Annotated in this window: 22 protein-coding genes; 20 read left to right on the top strand and 2 right to left on the bottom strand. The window is 60.3% G+C overall.

Going from position 1 to position 18,424, the window contains the following annotated elements; all coding sequences use genetic code 11:
- Window positions 1-49: 49 nt before the first annotated feature.
- Together EXW71_RS08515 and EXW71_RS08510 are read right to left on the bottom strand one after the other, a co-directional pair.
- Window positions 50-919 (bottom strand): phage portal protein, encoded by an 870-nt coding sequence (locus tag EXW71_RS08515; protein WP_167659649.1) that lies wholly within the window; start codon window positions 917-919, stop codon window positions 50-52.
- Window positions 831-2,882 carry a terminase large subunit domain-containing protein gene (locus EXW71_RS08510; RefSeq protein ID WP_134657050.1) on the bottom strand — a complete coding sequence of 684 codons (2,052 nt, stop codon included), beginning with the start codon at window positions 2,880-2,882 and terminating at the stop codon, window positions 831-833. The genes EXW71_RS08515 and EXW71_RS08510 overlap by 89 nt, the downstream gene beginning before the upstream one ends.
- A gap of 161 nt (window positions 2,883-3,043) precedes the next feature.
- Between EXW71_RS08510 and EXW71_RS08505 the strand changes: the two genes are divergently transcribed.
- From EXW71_RS08505 to EXW71_RS08415, 20 genes are all read left to right on the top strand, one after another.
- Window positions 3,044-3,964, top strand: coding sequence for a GPO family capsid scaffolding protein (locus tag EXW71_RS08505; protein ID WP_134657049.1), 921 nt, complete (start codon window positions 3,044-3,046; stop codon window positions 3,962-3,964).
- Between the two features lies 1 nt (window position 3,965).
- Window positions 3,966-4,985 carry a phage major capsid protein, P2 family gene (locus tag EXW71_RS08500; protein WP_134657048.1) on the top strand — a complete coding sequence of 340 codons (1,020 nt, stop codon included), beginning with the start codon at window positions 3,966-3,968 and terminating at the stop codon, window positions 4,983-4,985.
- The gene (gpM, locus tag EXW71_RS08495; protein ID WP_134657047.1) at window positions 4,982-5,707 is read left to right on the top strand and encodes a phage terminase small subunit; all 726 of its coding nucleotides are present in this window, start codon (window positions 4,982-4,984) and stop codon (window positions 5,705-5,707) included. Before EXW71_RS08500 ends, gpM begins: the two co-directional genes overlap by 4 nt.
- Window positions 5,708-5,804: 97 nt before the next feature.
- Entirely contained in the window at window positions 5,805-6,275 is a 471-nt protein-coding gene (locus EXW71_RS08490) for a head completion/stabilization protein (protein WP_134657046.1), read from the top strand.
- On the top strand, window positions 6,272-6,721 hold the full coding sequence (locus EXW71_RS08485) for a phage tail protein (RefSeq protein WP_134657045.1): 450 nt from the start codon (window positions 6,272-6,274) through the stop codon (window positions 6,719-6,721). Before EXW71_RS08490 ends, EXW71_RS08485 begins: the two co-directional genes overlap by 4 nt.
- A complete protein-coding gene (locus tag EXW71_RS08480; RefSeq protein ID WP_134657044.1) occupies window positions 6,711-7,391 on the top strand; it encodes a virion morphogenesis protein in 681 nt (226 codons plus the stop codon). Before EXW71_RS08485 ends, EXW71_RS08480 begins: the two co-directional genes overlap by 11 nt.
- A gap of 11 nt (window positions 7,392-7,402) precedes the next feature.
- A complete protein-coding gene (locus EXW71_RS08475) occupies window positions 7,403-8,524 on the top strand; it encodes a DUF2586 domain-containing protein (RefSeq protein ID WP_134657043.1) in 1,122 nt (373 codons plus the stop codon).
- Window positions 8,525-8,530: 6 nt separating this feature from the next.
- On the top strand, window positions 8,531-8,980 hold the full coding sequence (locus EXW71_RS08470) for a phage protein (RefSeq protein ID WP_134657042.1): 450 nt from the start codon (window positions 8,531-8,533) through the stop codon (window positions 8,978-8,980).
- The gene (locus EXW71_RS08465) at window positions 8,980-9,198 is read left to right on the top strand and encodes a TraR/DksA family transcriptional regulator (RefSeq protein ID WP_134657041.1); all 219 of its coding nucleotides are present in this window, start codon (window positions 8,980-8,982) and stop codon (window positions 9,196-9,198) included. Before EXW71_RS08470 ends, EXW71_RS08465 begins: the two co-directional genes overlap by 1 nt.
- On the top strand, window positions 9,195-9,401 hold the full coding sequence (locus EXW71_RS08460) for a hypothetical protein (protein WP_134657040.1): 207 nt from the start codon (window positions 9,195-9,197) through the stop codon (window positions 9,399-9,401). Before EXW71_RS08465 ends, EXW71_RS08460 begins: the two co-directional genes overlap by 4 nt.
- Window positions 9,398-9,931 (top strand): lysozyme, encoded by a 534-nt coding sequence (locus EXW71_RS08455; RefSeq protein WP_134657039.1) that lies wholly within the window; start codon window positions 9,398-9,400, stop codon window positions 9,929-9,931. Before EXW71_RS08460 ends, EXW71_RS08455 begins: the two co-directional genes overlap by 4 nt.
- On the top strand, window positions 9,931-10,383 hold the full coding sequence (locus EXW71_RS08450) for a lysis protein (protein WP_134657038.1): 453 nt from the start codon (window positions 9,931-9,933) through the stop codon (window positions 10,381-10,383). The genes EXW71_RS08455 and EXW71_RS08450 overlap by 1 nt, the downstream gene beginning before the upstream one ends.
- Window positions 10,384-10,419: 36 nt before the next feature.
- Window positions 10,420-10,707, top strand: a complete 288-nt coding sequence (locus EXW71_RS08445; protein WP_134657037.1) for a putative phage tail assembly chaperone — start codon at window positions 10,420-10,422, stop codon at window positions 10,705-10,707.
- Window positions 10,708-10,727: 20 nt separating this feature from the next.
- Window positions 10,728-10,871, top strand: a complete 144-nt coding sequence (locus EXW71_RS28750) for a hypothetical protein (RefSeq protein ID WP_032862709.1) — start codon at window positions 10,728-10,730, stop codon at window positions 10,869-10,871.
- Window positions 10,872-10,877: 6 nt separating this feature from the next.
- Window positions 10,878-13,190 carry a phage tail tape measure protein gene (locus EXW71_RS08440; protein WP_134657036.1) on the top strand — a complete coding sequence of 771 codons (2,313 nt, stop codon included), beginning with the start codon at window positions 10,878-10,880 and terminating at the stop codon, window positions 13,188-13,190.
- Window positions 13,187-13,504: a DUF2590 family protein gene (locus tag EXW71_RS08435; RefSeq protein ID WP_122561079.1), complete on the top strand. Its 318-nt coding sequence runs from the start codon at window positions 13,187-13,189 to the stop codon at window positions 13,502-13,504. Before EXW71_RS08440 ends, EXW71_RS08435 begins: the two co-directional genes overlap by 4 nt.
- Window positions 13,501-14,673 carry a baseplate J/gp47 family protein gene (locus EXW71_RS08430; RefSeq protein WP_134657035.1) on the top strand — a complete coding sequence of 391 codons (1,173 nt, stop codon included), beginning with the start codon at window positions 13,501-13,503 and terminating at the stop codon, window positions 14,671-14,673. The genes EXW71_RS08435 and EXW71_RS08430 overlap by 4 nt, the downstream gene beginning before the upstream one ends.
- Complete coding sequence (locus EXW71_RS08425; RefSeq protein WP_134657034.1) at window positions 14,670-15,194, top strand: phage tail protein; 525 nt, start codon at window positions 14,670-14,672, stop codon at window positions 15,192-15,194. Before EXW71_RS08430 ends, EXW71_RS08425 begins: the two co-directional genes overlap by 4 nt.
- A gap of 9 nt (window positions 15,195-15,203) precedes the next feature.
- Window positions 15,204-17,783, top strand: coding sequence for a phage tail protein (locus tag EXW71_RS08420; RefSeq protein ID WP_134657033.1), 2,580 nt, complete (start codon window positions 15,204-15,206; stop codon window positions 17,781-17,783).
- Between the two features lie 2 nt (window positions 17,784-17,785).
- Complete coding sequence (locus EXW71_RS08415) at window positions 17,786-18,424, top strand: hypothetical protein (RefSeq protein WP_134657032.1); 639 nt, start codon at window positions 17,786-17,788, stop codon at window positions 18,422-18,424.

Raw genomic sequence — 18,424 nt, 5'->3', positions numbered from 1 at the left:
AGCCTCTATTTTGCCAGACTTAAATATGTTTAAAGCTGTTGGTTCAAGTTCAGGCATTTGAAATACTATTGGTTTCTGAAAGTCTCCATATAAACCTTCTGTCTCGCCGTAATGCCTCATTGATCTGGTCAAACAACTGACAGATCGGCCTGATCTCGTTGCTTGTGTAAACGCGATCGATCTTCTCGATATCCCCAAACCCGCCGTTGTTTTCCGGGATAATCCCGGCTAGGGCTGGGTTCATACGCCACGCCGCGATTACGTCATTGCGCGTGATGTTCTTCACCTTCTCCAGTTCGTCCTTGGCCTGAAAGTCCCCCACGGGAATGATCTGAATCGCGTTTTCCTTCCCGTTAGGGATATTGACGAACATCGAGCGGAAGTTGCCCACGCCCTTGCTGGCGCTGATCTGTGCGCGCAGGTTCTCCTCGTCTTCTTCGGTCAGGTCTGGGTCGTTGGTGTAGAAGATGTAACCCGCATGCGCGCCGTTGCTGTAGTAGCGGCGGCGGAAGAGGGTGGCGGCTTCGTTGAGCAACAGCGCTTGCAGGCCGCCCAGGTAGTCGGGCACGCCGTAGATGTTTTGTTCCACGTCGTAGTCCAGGACGTGTTCTATTTCGTCCTGGTGAAAGTCCATGTACTTACTGTCTGGCAGCAGCATCCTGAACCCGCCGTCGACCTTCACACGCATGTTGATAGCGGGGAGGTGCTGCATCTCGAGCACTTCGCCAAAGGCATTGGTATCGCGATAGAAATACGCCTCGCCAAACACCATGTAATCCAGACTCGCCCGGCCCATTGTCTGCGTGCTGCAGCCTTCGGACGGAATGAACTCACGCAACAGCAGGTTGCGTTTGAACTTGGGAATGGCGCCGTGGTGTGCGTTGGCACGTAGCAATTTGGCCAGGCCCGCCCGCGACACTGGAGGCTTGTAGATTTCGCCGTCGTCGCTGAGAAATACCCCCAGGTACTCGCCGATGTTGCCAGACAGCACCTGTTCCGGCTCCCCGAAGGTGAACGCTCGCATGGGCTGCTGCTGTCGTGTCTGCTGGTTGGCTTGGGGCTTTCTGTGTCGTGGCTTGGGCATTGTTTCCGCTCGTGACGTAGCGGCTACGGCGCCGCTTGTTGGTGTTGAGGGGTTCATTGGCCAGGGCGTGCATGACCGCCCAGGCGATGTCGGCGTGGCCGGTGGCGTCGGTGCGCGATGCGCTATAGGTGACCTGGCCGCTCGTGGTGGTGCCGCGCTTGATGGTCAGAAATGCCTGAGCGATATCGGTCCAGCCCGCGTCCCACTCGATGCGACTGCCCTGGATCGTGTCTTGGGCCTTGAGCACCAATGTATTTTTGGTCTCCAGGCTGTAATGGATCGGCGTGGCTTTCGCGTAGAAGTCGCGCACCAGGTCGAATACGCCATAGCCCACACCGGTGATATCGATGCCGATATGTTGCACGTTGAATCGTTCGGTAAGCTTTTTGACCTGGGCTGCTTGGAAGGTGAACGAATGCCCCCTCCAGCTGTGTTTCTCCAGAATGCGGAATTTTGCCCCGGGTTCCAGTGGTGGCGCGACCACCACACAGGTGGCGTCGTCGCGTGTACGGCTCGGATCGTAGCCAAGCCATACCGGACTGTTGCCGAACGGTCGATCCAGTTCCGGGTTGTAGTCCTCCCACAGCGACAGGTCGGAATAACACCGCTCCAGATCCTTGAGGCCGAACGCGCTTTGGCTGCTGTCGATGAACTTGCAGTAGAACAACTGCTGGAATTTGTCTTCGTCGTACTCCAGCTGCAGCTGTTCCAGGTCGAACAGATCGCAGCCGCCGGCGATGGCGTCGTCCAGGGTGATTGTCTTGCGCCATTGACCGTCGGGGCATAGTGCGCCCTGGGTGTAGGACGCCTCGGTGGGCCAGACGCCGCCGGCTTTCTTGCCGCGCTTGCTGTTACGGAATTCCTCGCCCGACCAGAACGGGTATGCCTGGTGTGACACCGCGCTTGGCGTCGAGAAGTAGGTTTTGCGCCACTTCTTGTGGGTGCCCATGGCGCTGGCCACGGTGCTGAGTTTTTCGAAGTCACGTATCCAGAAATACTCATCGACATAGACGTGGCCGTGGTAGCCCTGAGCGGTGCTGCTGTTTGTGCTGAGAAACCGCAACTCGGCGCCGTTGCTGAGCGTGATCGGGTTGCCGGTCAGCTCGATGTCAAACCACTGCTTGGCAAACTGAATGATGTAGCTGCGGAAAATCTCCGACTGCGAGCGACTGGCGGACAGGAACACCTGGTTGTCGCCGGTCAGTACCGCATCCATGAACGCTTCGCCGGCGAAGTAGTACGTCAGGCCCACCTGGCGGCTTTTCAGGATGTTGCGGATTCGGCACGTCAGCGGGTTTTGCTTGGCCGCGAACAGCTCTTGCTGATAGCGGTACATCTTGCTGATGAACTTATCCAGGAAGTCGACTTCGGTTAGCCCGCTGATGTCGTTCTTGGCTTTCTTCTCGCGTTTCTTCCCTGCGCTATCGCCACGACCCGAACGTTCGCTACGCCCGCCCTGGCGGCGTTCCTGGGGCTCGCCGGCTGATTCTCCGGCAGTAGCCGGCGACGGTTTGATCGCTTGCTTTAACAGGCGTTCGCGCACAGTCGTCAGCCGGTCCAGCTCGTTGAGTTCGTCCTTGGTCAGGCTGCTGGCTTTGTCCAGGAGCAGGGTGATTCGCCGGCCGACAGCAGTCAGCGGTTCCTCGTCCGACAGCATGTCTTCCCATCCGCCCTGGCGTATCCAGTAATACACGATGCGGATGTTCGGCAGGTTGAGCTGCGCCTGAATTTCCTTGGCCTTACAGCGGCGCAGAAACAGGCGTTTGGCGGCTTCTTTAACTTCGGTCGAGTAGTACATGGGCCGCAGTCTATGCGGCGAAAACGCTGGGAACGCGGGGTTAAATTCCGCGATTCAACTATATGGCGGATATAGGAGAAACGCGCATGTGAACCGTTTGTTTGGGGCTTGGCTGCTCCCTATCGTGGCGGCTCATTCAGTGATTGAGCGCAGTCAAACCCATGCCCCGTTCCCTTGTTTCGTTCTGGAAACGTGTCGCCACCAGCGGAGCCACCGTTGATGGGCGCGTGATCCTTCCCCAGGAACTGCGCGATATTGCTGAAACCTACAAGCCGTCTTTTTACACGGCAGTGATCTGGTGCGATCACGAACGCTGGCCAGGTTCTCACGGCACCGTTTACGCCGTACGCCTAGTTGAAGAGGCCGAAGACCTGGAGCCGGGCGAAGTGGCGCTGGAAGCGCAATTGAAGCCCAACGATCGATTGCTGTACCTGAATGATCAGGGCCAGAAGCTGTTCACCAGCATTGAGATCACCCCTGACTTCCGTGGCAGTGGCAAAGCCTACCTGACTGGTTTGGGCGTTACCGACCAGCCCGCCAGCGTGGGCACCCAGGAACTCTACTTTTCGCACAAGAACAACCGCGCCTCCTATTACGCCGCCTCGGTCGAACTCGGCCGCCTGCAGGACGACAGCCCCAGCATCGCCGAAACGGGGCTGATTCATGCCTTGACCAGCTTCTTCAAGCGTTTCGCCGCTGATGCGTTACCCGCCGAAACCACTCCACCCCAAACAGAGAGCAAACCCCCAATGGATGAAGCTACCGCAACGGCCCTCAAAGCCCTGCTGGAGCAGCTGCTTGTCGTTGCTGCCGGTATTCAGGCTGTGATTGAACCCGCCGCCGCAGATGCACCAGAACCCGACCAGGCACCCATCGATGATGTGAGCGCGGCCGTAGACGACATCGTCACTACAGCCGAGCAAGAACGTGAGTTCCGCCGTAATGGTGGTTCGAATAAGGCAGTACTGATCCAGTTGGAGAAGCTGCAAAAGCAATTCTCGGCTCTGCAGGAAACCTCAGTCGGTCGCCAGTTGCCCCGCAACGCCGGCCCGGTGACCACCGTCAAAAAGCGGGTGCTCTGATATGGCCTATTCACTGAGCGCCTACGGCGCAAAGATGTACGCCGAACTGCAACTGGCCATTGCCGAAAGTTATGGCGTAGAGCTGGCCAGCAAGCACTTTAGCGTCGATCCGACTATTGCCCAGGAACTGAACGACGCGATTACCGCGAAGGCCGATTTCCTGGAGCGGATCAACATCATTCCGGTCAGCGAGATCAAGGGCCAGAAAGTCTTCATTGGCGTGTCGGGTCCAGTCACCGGCCGAACCAACACCAAAACCACCGATCGTGAAGCCAAAGACGCCTCCGCGCTGGATCAGTCGACCTACGAACTGTCGTCGACCGAATCCGATGTAGGCATGCCATACGCCAAGATCGATGCCTGGGCCAAGTTCCCGGACTTCCATCAGCGCTATTCGGCAGCCGTACAAAAGCAGATCGCCCTGGACCGCATCATGGTGGGTTTCCACGGCACCCACGCTGCCCAGCAGACCGACATCGAAAAATACCCGATGCTGCAGGACGTCAACAAAGGCTGGCTGCAACAGGCGCGTGAACAGATCCCAGCCCAGGTACTCAAGGAAGGCAAGGTTGCCGGCAAAGTCACCCTCGGCGCCGGCGGCGACTACGCCAATCTTGATGCTTTGGTGCACGACACCAAGCAACTGGTGGACGAACGCCTGCGTGATGCCGGCGACCTGATCGCGATCATCGGCACCGACCTGTTGGCCGCTGACAAAGCGAAGCTGTACGCGAAGCAAGGCGACGTGCCGACTGAGAAAGAGCGTATCGAAGACGCCCAGGTGATCGCGACCTACGGTGGCCTGCCAGCGTTCAGCGTGCCTTTCTTCCCCGTCAACGGCGTGGTGGTTACCAGCTTCGACAACCTGTCGATCTACTACCAGGACTCCAGCTGGCGCAAACAGACCATCGACAACCCGAAGCGCTCCCGTGTTGAGGACTACAACAGCCGCAACGAAGGTTACGTGATCGAGCAGATGGAAAAGTTCGCGATGACTGAAAATGTGGAGCTGGTGAAGTGAGCCTGGCTCTCGCGCATAAGCGCCGCACCTTGGCGGCGGGTGGTGCAGCGGTAGTGGCGGCGGCATCTGCCGCATCCCTGCCGTACTCCCCGGCCGAGGCTCTGAGTAGCCCCGCGAATGCCCGCAAGCACTTGCTGTTGCAGGAAGCGGCGTTGGACCAGGACTTGGAGCGAATCAGCGCCATCAACGGCTTGGCAGGGCGTCAGGCTCTCAAGCGCGAAGAGCTGCTGCCCAAGTATCAGGAATACGTGCAGCGCTACTGCGAATCGGGCCTGAACTTCCCTAACCGCGTTGCGGTGCAGGTCATGGTGTGGCTGTTCGACACCGCCCAGTTCGAAGACGCCTTGGAACTGGCCGACTTCCTGATGGAGCAGGGCCAACAGATGCCGGAGCGCTTCAAGCGCCGCGACATCCAGACCTTTGTGGCCGACGCCGTGTGCGAGTGGGCTTATGCCGAGTACAACGCCGGCCGCAGTCCTGAGCCTTATTTGTCCGACCTGCTGCCCCGTGTAGATGGCGAATGGCAACTGACGGAGCAGATCCCGAGCAAGTACCACAAGTTGATCGGCATGCGCGCAATGGAGGCCGAGCAGTGGCAAACCGCGCTCAAGCATTTGGAGCGCTCCACTGAGCTTTACGCCCAGGCAGGCAACGACACGCGCATCAAAAAGGTCCGCAAGGCCCTGGCAAAACAAGCGGCCGCTACCCCGGCCACCGAATAACCGACTACCCCCCCCAGCGGGAACCTGTGGAAGTGGCCGCCCATTTATGGATCGTCCCACTGAAAACAGGCTTCCCGCCCTATTTGAGCGGCCAGCAATGAGCTTTTCCGGGAAACCCACCACCTTTGTGGAACTGACAATCGAGAATGACGGCTTCTGGCCTGACCTCTCTCTGTCTGAGTTTCAAAAGGAACAACGCCTGCCGGCGGAGTACCTGGTGGAGCTGCTGGCCGACACACTGAAAAGCGCCATGTTCGATGTGAACACCGACCTGGCCCGTGTGAAGACCAAGCTGCAGGCGGCAGGTGTATCGAACCTGCAGGCAGCGGCAGGCTTGGCCACCCCGGCCGAATGGGCCTACTCCCATAAAATCACGCTCTATAAACGTGCTGTTTACAGCCGTGCCAAGGGTAATTCGCTGCCTCAGTTCGCCACTGTTACCCGTCGCGAGAGCGCCGAAAACACCGGCAAGGAAGCGCCCGAGCGCGCCGAAACCTTCCTGGCTTTCAGCCAACAGGCCGTCCGTGCGTTGCAGGGGCGTGGCCGCATCACGGCGTCGCTGCAATGATCCAACTGCAGGCGCTGACCGCCTTCCTGATGGCGCGCAACCTGGTGGCGCCGGAGCAGTTCGATAGCTGGACGGAACAGGTCAGTCTTGAACTGATTTGGAAGCCCGACCGCGACGGCCTGCACATGGCCGATATGCGCTACCGCGCTGTGTTCTCCCTGGAGCGATTCGCCGGCAACCCGGCCAGGCTGATGGCTTTGGTGGGCAGTTGGCTGGAAAACCACGATCCCGATCGGGACCGCCACGAACTGCCGGCACCACTGTTCGCGGTTGAACCACTCGACCAGGACAGCTTCGACGTGGACCTGTCCCTGGAATTCGTCGAGCCGCAGTACCTGGCCGAAGACCCTGATGGCGAGATTGAGGCGTTCGGCAAGACCTGGGCGTTCGTGCCATTCGATCTGTGGGTTGCCGAGCATGGCGAGGTGGGCAGCCATGGCCGCTAATCCACTCGACCTCGATGTCAGGGGCTTGCTCGATGTCGACGCTCAGTTGGCGTTGCTTGAGCTGCCGCCCCAACTGCGCCGGCGTTTGCTGAACAGAGTGACCACACGTGTGCGGACGATGAGCCGTAAGCGAGTGCGAGAACAGAAGAACACCGACGGCACCCCATTCGCTGAACGCAAGGGCAGTGCCAAGGGCAAAAAGAAGATGGAAGCCGGCCTGGCCAAGCTGCTGCAGGTCACCCGCGTCAGCTCCGACGAAGCCGAGCTGGGCTGGAAAAACGCCTTGATCCGTTGGGTCGCGGCGCAGCAGCACAACGGCGTCAGCGAGCGACGTACCGCCGCGCAGATGCGCCGCTGGAACAAAGTCCCCCCAGGCATCGCCTGCACCGACAAACAGGCCAAGCGCCTGCGCCGGCTGGGCTTTCGTGTTCGCCAGAAGGGCAAAAAGGCACTGGCCAGGCCGTCGGTGGCCTGGATTCAAGAACACGTGAACTACGCCAAGGCCGGCTTGCTGATCCGCATTTTGAACGACGAACGAACCGAGTCCACCGGCGCGCAAAGCTGGGACATCCCCCTGCCCAAACGCCAGTTCCTCGGTGTGGAGAGCGGGAGCGAAACCCGCGACCTGGTTAACCAGGTGTTCCAACAAATCCTTAATTCACCCCGCTAACGAGGCACAGCATGGCACTTGGCAAAGTCAGCGTTAACAATCTCAATCTGGGCCAAGGCGCCGTGACTGAGATCGAGCGCTATTTTCTCTTCATCGGTCCCGGTCCGAAAAACACCGGCAAATTGATCGCCCTCAACACTGACAGCGATCTGGACACGCAACTGGGCCTACCGGCCAGTGACCTGAAAACCCAGGTCACTGCCGCACGCCTGAACGGTGGCGATCGCTGGGCGTGCCTGGCGGCGCCGATTGCGCCGGACGGCGACTGGACCAAAGCGCTGGAGATGTCCCAGCAGCAGGGCTTTTCCGTCGAGGCGGTGGTGATCACCAAGCCGGTGGCCACCGGTGCCGAACTGTCGGCCATGCATGACGCCGCCGTGTCGATGAATGACACCTACGGCCGTCGTGCCTTCGTCATGGCGGCCACGGCCGGCCTGTCGCTAAGCCCATTCCAAAGCTGGGCCGAGTACCTGGTGGCCCAAAAAGCGATTACGGCCGGTGTATCCGCGCCGCGTGTCCTGGTGGTGCCGCAGTTGCACGGTAACGACCTGGGCGTGTTGGGCGGCCGGCTGGCCAACGCGGCGGTCAGCATCGCTGACAGCCCCATGCGTGTTGCCACCGGTGCGGTGCTGGGGCTTGGCCCCGTACCTGTCGACTCCGAGGGTGTGCCGTTGCCGTCCTCGATCCGCTCGGAATTGGACAAGGCGCGCTTCTCGGTTTCGCAGACCTATTCCGATTACCCGGGCGTGTACTGGGGCGACGGCAACATGTTGGATGCACCAGGTAGCGACTACCAGGTCATTGAATACCTACGTCTTGCCGACAAGGCAGCGCGCCAGGTGCGGCCGTTGTTGATCCGCCGAGTGGCCGATCGCCGCTTGAACAGCACCCCCAACAGCATGGCCGTAAACACCAATGCGCTGATGGCACCTCTTCGGCGCATGGCCAAGTCGGTCAAGTTCGCCGGCGAGGTATTCCCGGGCGAGATCGAAACGCCCAAGGACGGCGACATCGTGCTGGTTTGGAAGAGCAAAACCGCCGTTGAGGCGTTCATCAAGCTCAAGCCGCACAACTGCCCGAAAGACCTCACGGCGAACATTGCCCTGGACCTTTCCAACGACGATTCGGAGTAACCCCCCATGTCACGTATTGGCGGCAAGAACTTTGACGTGAACCTGGGCGATCTGCTGGTCCATGTCGAAAGCTGCACCCTGGATATCACCGACAACAGCAAGACTGCACAAACCCGGGGCGTGCCTGACGGCTACGTCGACGGCGATGTGGCAGCGGCCGGCGAACTGGAGCTGGATTCCACCAACTTCAACCTGCTGATCGAAGCGGCGCGCACTGCCGGCAGCTTTCGCAAGCTCGATGCCTTCGACACGGTGTTTTTTGCGAAGGCAGGCGACGACGAACTGCGCATTGAGGCCTTCGGTTGCAAGTTGAAGGTATCCAGCCTGCTGAGCATCGATCCCAAAGGTGGCGAGAAGACCAAGCACAAGGTGCCGTTCGAGGTCACCAGCCCGGACTTTATCCGTGTCAACGGCGTGCCGTACCTGGATGCCACCGAGATCGAGGGTATTAGCTGATGGTCTGCCCGTTCGATCGCGCCCAAGTCCTGGAACAACGTCAGCGGGACCAGGCTATCAACGCCCAGTTGGCCCAGGCCCGGCGTGAGTCAGCGGGCCCAAGCCTTACCCACTGCCAGGACTGTGATAACGAGATTCCGGCAGCGCGCCAAGCGCTCGGCGGCAAGACTCGCTGTGTCCCGTGCCAGTCTTTTTTCGAAAAAGGAATGCAGCGATGAGCACGAATCAGGCGGCCCAGGACACCGCCATCGCACTGGCAAAAGCGTCGCCTGCGATCGGTGTAGCGGCCACTGGCGCGACAGGGGCCGTCGACTGGTCGGCTATCGCCTACATGCTGACAGCCCTCTATATGGTGCTGCAGATCCTGCTGTTGGTGCCCAAGTACCGCCAGATGTTGCGCGACTGGAAGGTGAAGCCATGAGCCTGCGCGGCAAGATCGCTGCCGGCGCCATTGCGCTTTGCAGCTCCACGCTGGTGGTGTTCCTGGGGACCTGGGAAGGCAACGGCCAAAACACCGTCTACGCCGACAAGCTGGCCCGTGGGTTGCCAACCGTGTGCAAGGGCGTCACCCGCCATACCAGCCCCTACCCGGTGGTTGTAGGTGACTACTGGTCAGACGACCGCTGCAGCGAGGTAGAACAGTTGGTGATCAGCAAAGGCCAACTGCAACTGGCCGACTGCATCACCAACCAGGACGTGGGCCAGAACACCTTCGATGCCCTGAGCAGCCATGGCCACAACTTCGGCACGCCCAGCACGTGCGCCAGTCGCGCCGTGGGCCTGATCAATGCGGGTCGCATCAAAGACGGTTGTCAGGCACTGGCCTGGGCACCTGACGGCAAAACACCGGTATGGGCCTTCGTCACCACCGCCCAGGGCAAGAAGGTGTTTATCCCGGGGCTACATGCCCGCCGCCTGGCAGAAGCCGCGCTGTGTCAGGCGGGCCTGTGATGCGTGAAGGCATTTTTGTCCTGGTGCTGTGCCTGGTCGCCTTCTTCGGCTTCGACCTGCTGCAGCAGCAGCGCGACACCGCACGTACCGAGCGTGACGCCGCGCTATTCGAAGCCAGCGGCCTGCGTGAAGCGGCGCGTATCAGCGGCGAGATGCTGGCCGAGCGTGACGCGATTGATCGTCAACGAACCCTGGAACTGAACCATGAACGTGCTGAAAACGATGCTCTGCGCCTTGACGTTGCTGCTGGCCGTAAGCGGTTGCACCTCAACGCCACCTGCAGCGCCACCGCGACCGACACCACCGGCGCCGGCGGCTTGGCTGATGGCAGAGCCGCCGAACTCACAGACGACGCTCGACAAGATTATTTCACCCTCAGAGATCAGCTTGCCCTCAGTCGGCAAATGATCCTGGGCCTGCAGGACCACGTGCGCCGGGTTTGCCTGCGCTGATTCATCCCACTTTGAACCCTGAACGGAGCAACACCCATGACCGATACGCGCGATATCACCCTGGAAGTAGGCGACAAGGAATTCACTTTCGCACTGACCCCGCAGGACGTGACCAAGTACTTCAATGCCGTGACCCAAGCCAACAAGGTTTCGCCGGCGAATAACTTGCTGGTGACCACCGTTAAGCAGGAAGAACGCGCCACCCTCAAGGCCCAGTTGGGCAACCCTGTGTTGGTCATGCAACTGGCCGGTGCGCTGCTGGAAGAGTACGGCCCGGACGTTGAAATCACCGTAAAAAAGCCCTCGACCACGCCGAACGACTGACCGAGAACGGCCTTGGCCAACTGGTGGCCCTGGCCAGCCGCTGGCTACCTGGTGCCGAGCCCACCGCCGAGGTGATGGGCACGGCCAAGTGGCTGGAGGATGAGCATTGGCGCCGTATGGAAATCGCCATTGCCAATGGCATCGCCTACGCACTGAACGGATGAATTTTGATGGCTGACAAAAGTGCCCGCCTGGCTTTCATTTTGAGCCTGACCGATAAGGTCACAGCTCCCATGGGCAAGGTGAAAATGGGCTTTTCTGACCTGGCTGAACAGAGCGAAAAGCACATTAAGACCATGGGCTTCGGCCTTGCGGGCATTACGGGCGCATATGTCGGTATCACCCAATCAATGGAGCCGGCGCTGGAGATGAACCGCGCCCTGGGCGAAGTCCGTTCGCTGAACGTGGCCGAAGACGCGCTGAATGCGCTGAATCGCAAGTCCCTGGAGTTTTCCGTGGCCTACGGCGAGAACGCCAAAGACTTTGTTGCCTCGGCGTATCACATCGAGGGCGCTATTAAGGGGCTGGCGGGCAGTCAGTTGGCCACCTTCACCAATGCCAGCAACCTGTTGGCCAAGGCCACCAAGTCCGACGCCGGCACCATGGGCACCTACGTTGGCACCATGTACAACCTGTTCAAGGGCCAGGCTGACGCCATGGGCAAAGGTCAGTGGGTCGAAACCCTGACAGGCCAAACCGCCACGGCGGTGCAGCTGTTTCGCACCAGTGGCGAGCAGATTGGCGAAGCGTTCAAAGCTGCAGGCGGCTTGGCCAGCACCGCCGGTGTGAGCCTGGCCGAACAAATGGCCGTGCTGGGCGCCCTTGGCAACACCATGGACGGCGGGGAGGCTGGCGGTCTCTACAAGTCGTTCTTTGAGAACGTCAGCGGTGCATCGGAAAAGCTGGGCATGTCCTTTGTGGACCAAAAGGGCAAGTTACTGCCGATCATGGACGTCCTGGACAAGCTCAAAGGCAAGTTCGGGGATCTGACAATCGAGGCCAATGGGAAGAAGCTACGCGACGCCTTTGGCGGCGAAGCGGCGCGGTTGATCACCACTTTGATGGGCGACACCGAGCGGTTGAAGAACGGTATGGAACAGCTGGGCAATGTGCGCGGCCTGGAAAATGCCGAGCGTATGGCCAAAAACATGGTGGATCCGTGGCAGCAGTTCAGCGCCGCCGTGCAGGCCCTGCGTATTGCCTTTGGCCAGTCGTTGATTCCCATCCTGACACCGCTGATGGATCGCCTGGTGGGCATTGCCGGGACGCTGACCCGCTGGACCCAGTTGTTCCCCAATATCACCCGCGTGATCGGAATCGCCACATTGGTGGTGTTCGGGATCATCGCCGCCATGTCCTTGCTTACCTTGACTGTGGGCATGTCGAAGATGGTCTGGCTGGGTATGGTCACGGTGTGGAAAGTCCTAACCATGGCCGGCCTGCGCAGTATCGCCATGTTCCTCTACCACACCGTGATGGTGATCGGCTTTGTGGCCGGCCTGGTGCTGATGGTCGCCTGGATGGGCCTTGTCAAAGGCGGGATGCTGCTGTGGCAGGGCGCGATCTGGCTGGTTAACACGGCGTTGTTGGCCAACCCGGTGACTTGGATCGTGATCGGCATTGTTGCCCTGGTCGCGGCCGTAGCGGCAGCGATTATTTACTGGGACGAGTGGACCAGTGCGCTACTCAACAGTGAGGCGTTCCAGTGGGTCAGTAGCCAACTGACCGCATTGTCGGAGTGGTTCGACTCCATGGGCGGCTGGTCGAACCTGGCCAGCGCGGCCTGGGACGGCATCGTCAACATCTTCAAAAGCGCTATCAATGGCTTGATCGAGATGCTGAACAAGATCCCCGGCGTGAGTATCGATGCGGTGTTCGGTGACATGCCGGCGGCGCCGGATCTGCCGACGATCAGCGCACCCCAGGTCGAGGCGCCATTGCTGGCGCAGTTGGTCAGCGCGCCCCAGCAGCCGATCCAGGCGTCGCCCCTGATGCTGGCTGCTACACCAAAGACACCGGCGCCGGCGATGCCAGCACTCAACGCGCTGCAGCCGCAGACCCAAGCTCCTGCTCTGGTATTGGCACCGGTGCCGAAAACACCGGCGCCGATCGCCCAGCCACTGACTGCTCCCGAAGCCCCACGCGCAGCGCCGGCCCTGGTCGCCGCGCCGGCATTAAAAACACCGGCGCCGATCGGGCCGCAACTACACGTTGCGCAGCCAACGCAACCGCCGGCGCTGGTCACCGCGTCCAAGCCGACCGAGAAGGCCGAGCAGAGCCAGCAACGGATCAACAACGCCGTAACCAGCCTGTCACCTAAACGGCCCGACGCCGTGCCCCGGGGCGGCTTGCTGGCCAGCATCCAGAACAACAACCAAACCCAAAACAAGGGCACGCACGTGGAGAACGTCAACATTCACACCGGCAAACCGATGAACCCGCTGGAGCTGGAAGGCATGTTGGCCATGGCGGTGGGCGGATGAGCGAATACATCGACCTGCTGATCGCCGACAACGACCTGGTGTTGGACCCATCGCGTCAGCCGTTGCTGATCGAGGACCGGGCCAGCATCGCCCAGGACATCGCGCACATGATCCGCGAGAGCGGCTTGCTGGTCACGCTGGTGGCCGAGCGCAGCAAGCTGCGTCAGCGCGACTGCATCCAGCAACTGGAACTGCTGGTGGAGGCCGACGAGCGCCTGGTACCGGGCACAGCCCTTATTAAACAAGTGGAGTCTGGCCAGTACCTGGTCACGGCGAAAACGCTGAAATTTGGCGACATCGAGGTGACCCTGTGAGCGACGTAGATTTTAAGCAGGCCCTGGTTGACGGCGGCATCCCAGTCACTGAGGAGGGCTTGCGCCAGGCGTGGGAAAAGGAAGTCGCGGCCCAGGGCAGCAAGATGAGCAACACCAGCGCCTATTCGCCGTTCTGGCGTGTGATTACCGCCCTGGTGACCAAGCCAGTGCTGTGGCTGATCAATTTCGTCAGCGGCACGATCCTGCCCAACTTCTTTGTCAAAACCGCACGCGACAAATGGCTGGATATGCTGGCCTGGGCGGTCAATGTCGAGCGCAAAGGCGCGACCAAGGCCAAAGGGGTGCTGCTGTTTACCCGCGATGTGCCGGGTGGTGCGTTGGAATTGCCCGCCGGCGTCGTGGTGCAGTCCGCAGCGATCAACGGGCATATCTATCAGTTGATCACTACCCAGACCGTGACCTTCGGGGACGGCGTGCTGCAGCTGGAAGTCCCGGTAGAAGCCGAGGACGTAGGCAGCGGTTACAACTTGGCCCCGGGTTACTACGCCATCCTGCCGGTGCCCATTGCCGGCATTGTCCAAGTGGTGAACGCGGACGGCTGGCTGATTGCACCAGGTGCAGATCCTGAGCCGGACGATCAGCTGCGTTTGCGCATACGCAACCAGTTCTCGGCGGTCAACCAGTGGCACACCGACTCTGTGTATCGCGCCATGATCTCCGCCTTCCCGGGCGTGCGGCCGGACGGCGTGTATTTCTTGCACGGTGCACCACGTGGGCCAGGCAGTGCCAATGCCTACGTGCTGTTTGATGCAGACGTGCCGGCGGCGACTTACCTGGAGCAAATCAACGCGCATATCCGCGATCAAGGAAACCATGGCCACGGTGATGACCTGCTGGTGATGGTCATGCCAGAAACCCAGCACGCGCTGAGCCTGACCCTGTGGGCACGGCCGCTGCTGACCGTCGAGCAGCGCACCAAGCTGCGCGCCGAGGTGGAACAGTTCATTCGTGCGGCGTTCCGCGAGAGTGGTACCGGTGACTATCAGCCGACGCTGACCTATCCCCAGTCGCGGTTTTCATTCAGCCGCCTGGGCGAAGAACTTCACCAGCAGTTCCCCGGCATTGAGTCGCTGCATTTTGACAATGCCGACATCGTGTCAGAGCTGAGCATCCCCAGGATCAAAAGCCTGCAGGTGGTGCCGGCATGATCAAGCTCAATTTGCCGTTTTGGCTCGATGGCCCGCAGTTGGCCAAGTTGAAAGGCACTGCTCAGTCCTGGTGGGAGACGGTCGAACGCTGGCTGCAGTGGCCGCTGTTGCAGATGGATGCCGACACCTGCCACCTGACCGTGCTGGACCTGCTGGCCTGGCAACGGGATATAAGCCGTTTCAAGGACGAACCGGAGAGCCTGTATCGCCTGCGGGTCAAGTTCGCCTTTATCAACGCGGTGGACGCCGGCAGCACGGCGGGGCTCAAACGCATCCTGCAGCGTTTGGGCGTGGGCTACGTCGAGATTGACGAGCGCATGCCCGATCGGGACTGGGACGTGGTGATGCTGCGTCTTTCCGACTCCCAGCTGTCGCAGAACCCGGAGCTGCTGCGCGTGCTGATTCAGCAGTACGGCCGTACCTGCCGGCGCTATGACTTCGTGACCATCACCCCCGTATCGCTGCGCATTGTCGCGGCTGACTTTAACGACGATCAGCAAACGCTGGTTGCCAGCCTGTAGGAGCCTCTTGTGGGAGCCAGTATTACCCTTGCAGGTGAAAGCCTGATCGCCCAAAAACTGGGCGCGCAACAGCGCCTCGATGTCCTGCGCTTTGTCTTTGCCAACGTGCCCGGGCTGGACCCGAACGGCCCGGTCAATCGCGCCGCGCCGAAGCCGCCGGCGGCGCAGATCGTCCACACCTACACGATCCCCCCGCAGAATATTGGCTTCGTGAACCCGAACCAAGTGGTCTACAGCTCGATGCTGGGTAGTGATATCGGGGACTTTGACTGGAACTGGATCGGCCTGGAAACTGCCGAGAACGTGCTGCTGGCCGTGGCCTACATGCCGTTGCAGCAGAAGCGTAAGAACATCCCGCCGCAGCAGTTGGGCAACAACGTCACCCGCAACATCCTGGTGGTGTTTGACGGGGCCCAAGCGCTGACTGGCATCACGATCGATGCCAGCACCTGGCAACATGACTTTACTGTGCGCCTCAAGGGGATCGACGAGCGCGAGCGGCTGAGCAACCGCGACGTGTTTGGTCGCGCGTGCTTCTACCGTTCCGGTCTGCAGGTGGAAAAGGTCGCGGCCGGGTATCAGCTCAAACCTGGCCTTGCTTACATCGAAGGTATCCGCGTTGAGCTGGCCAACGCCTTGCCGATCGCGCCGCCCGGGTTGCTGTCGCCGGTGTGGCTGCATGTGTCCCTGCGCCGAGAACTGAACGACGTGCTGGCCAACTGGAAGGTGGTATTTGACCCCAACCAGGTGGACTACCTGGACACTGACGGCAGCTGGCATTACTGCATCCCTCTGGCGCACCTGGTGAGCGCGAATCAGATCAACGATCTGCGCGTGGTCGCGCCTATCGATGGCCCGCTGGTGGATCACTTCGCCGCCAAGGTAGGCCATTACCCTGACTTGCGGTCGGGCTCTGCCACGCAGCTGGCCAACCCCCGCGCTATCAATGGTGTGGCCTTCGATGGTACGCAGGACATCACGGTGCAGGACACCACCAAGCTGCCATTGACCGGCGGCACGATGATCGGTGATGTGGTCTATGCGGCCGGCAATTACTTTGGCAGCGCCTGGGCGCGTGGGATGACGTTCACGTCCGGTGGTAACGTCGTCGGCAGCATCGGCGGCTACGGCTCGTCCACGGGCTTCAAAACCTTGTTTATGGGGTTGGGCACTGATGGGTACGTGACAGGCAACGGCGTGCGCGTTTCTGACGCCGGTGTGGCGATCACGGGGAAACTCTCCGGCGACGGTGGCGGACTGGTGAACCTCAATGCCGGCGCGCTCACAGCCGGTACAGTGCCCCGGGTAAACCTGTCCGGGTCCTATGACATCCAGATCACGGGCAATGCCGGCACGGCCACTCGCTTGGAAACGGCGCGGCTGATCAACGGTATTGAGTTCGATGGTAGCCGAAACGTCACGGTTAGCGATGGTACCAAGCTGCCGCTTGCAGGCGGGACGCTGACTGGGGGCATTCGTTTTAACGCACCTATGATCGGCGGGTCATTTGTCAGTTGGCAGGAGCGGCAAACCGCGATCCAGATTGATTGCGCGTCCAATGGCGCCGCGTATTCGGTTTGGAAGGGTACCAATTGGAGCGAGCGACACCTGGCTGCCATGGAGGTGTATGCCGGAGGCACGTCGACCTCCGTCCCTTCGGTGGTCATGCATGTAGGTGGAACCGTTTCGGCTTTTAGCTTGGACGGCTCTGGACACCTGAGCATCAAGGGGTCGTATTTCGGTGACGGCGGGCAACTGACGGGCTTGAATGCCAACGCGCTGACACTCGGCACGCTGCCCAAGGCCCGTTTGAGTGGCACCTATGACATTGCTGTGTCGGGCAATGCCGCCACAGCGACAAAGCTGGCATCGCCTCGTCTCATCAACGGCGTAGCGTTCGATGGGACCGCCAACATCGCGATCGCTGACAACTCAAAATTACCGCTCAGTGGCGGGCTTTTGACAGGAACGGTTACCTATGACTTTCCCTCTATGGCCGGCGGGTTCGTTGACTGGCGTTCCCGAGACCCCGCTATGCAAATCAATAGCACGAACAATGGCAGCGCGTATTTGATTTGGAAGGCTACCAACTGGGCCGAACGTCATCTGGCATCCATGGACGTTTGGTCCGGCGGCGGTTCAAACACGCCTGCCAACGTTGTGTTTCATGTAGGGAATACCAACAACGCGCTGACCATCAGCGAGGGTGGGAACCTGAATATCGTCGGCACCTACAGCGGTGATGGAAGCCAGCTTACCAATTTGCCCCAAGCGACCGCCGATGTGCCAGGTGCCGTCTTGAAAAACACCGCCTCCCTGAGCCCAAACGGCTGGTGGAAGTGCGCACAGACCGGGCTGATTCGGCAATGGGGATTCACGATGGGCGCTTCTGACACCGTAACTCATCGTAGTTTTCCGATCGCATTCCCCAACCGCTGTGTGTCCCTTGTTGCCTCTCGCACCAGCCTTTTCTACTCAGACCCAGCGACAGGCACCAACACTTTGATCGTCAGTAATGCCCAGTTTTCGGTCATTTCTGGTCCATTCAGTTCGCCAGATGAAATTTATTGGGAAGCCACTGGGTACTAACCATGACCATCTTTTTTCACGCCGCAACTGCAGGTTTTTACGACACTCGCGCTCACGGGGAGCGCACTATTCTGGTCGCTGATCCGAAGTGGAAGCACCCGATGATCAGTGTGCCGAATCCCAACTGGATGGCGGGGGAGGATCCAACGGCCAAACCCCCGATGATTAAGGTCAAAGACCCGAAGGCCGCGCCGCCGCTGATTGAGGTTCCCAACCCGGACTGCAGCTTGCCACCGTCCGGCGAGATGCTGGAAATCTCCCAGGGCGAATACCAGGCACTGTTTGCCGCTCAGGCCCTGGGCAAAGTCATTCAGGCTGTGAAGGGTCGTCCCGTGGCGGTCGATCCGCCTCCGTTGACCTGGGAGCAACGCAAAGCCGAGTACGTGGCCGGAGTACAAGCGTTCCTCGATAAGACCGCAAAGGCCGCCGGGTACAACGACCTCAAGGACGTGATCACCTACGCGGATGAACCCTCGGTACCAAAGTTTCAAGCCGACGGTATAGCGTTTCGCACCTGGCGTTCGCTGTGCTGGGCGTACTGCTACGACCAGTTGACGGCGATCGAGCAGGGCAAGCGCAAGACACCGACCAGCGCCGAGCTGGTGGCCGAGCTGCCTGTCCTGGTGCTGCCAAATGCCTGA

The sequence above is a fragment of the Pseudomonas sp. BCA17 genome, from assembly GCF_004519405.1.
In the GTDB taxonomy this organism is placed as follows: Bacteria; Pseudomonadota; Gammaproteobacteria; order Pseudomonadales; family Pseudomonadaceae; genus Aquipseudomonas.
The sequence above is the reverse complement of the archived record's forward strand: the minus strand, read 5'-3'. Positions and strand labels throughout refer to the sequence as shown.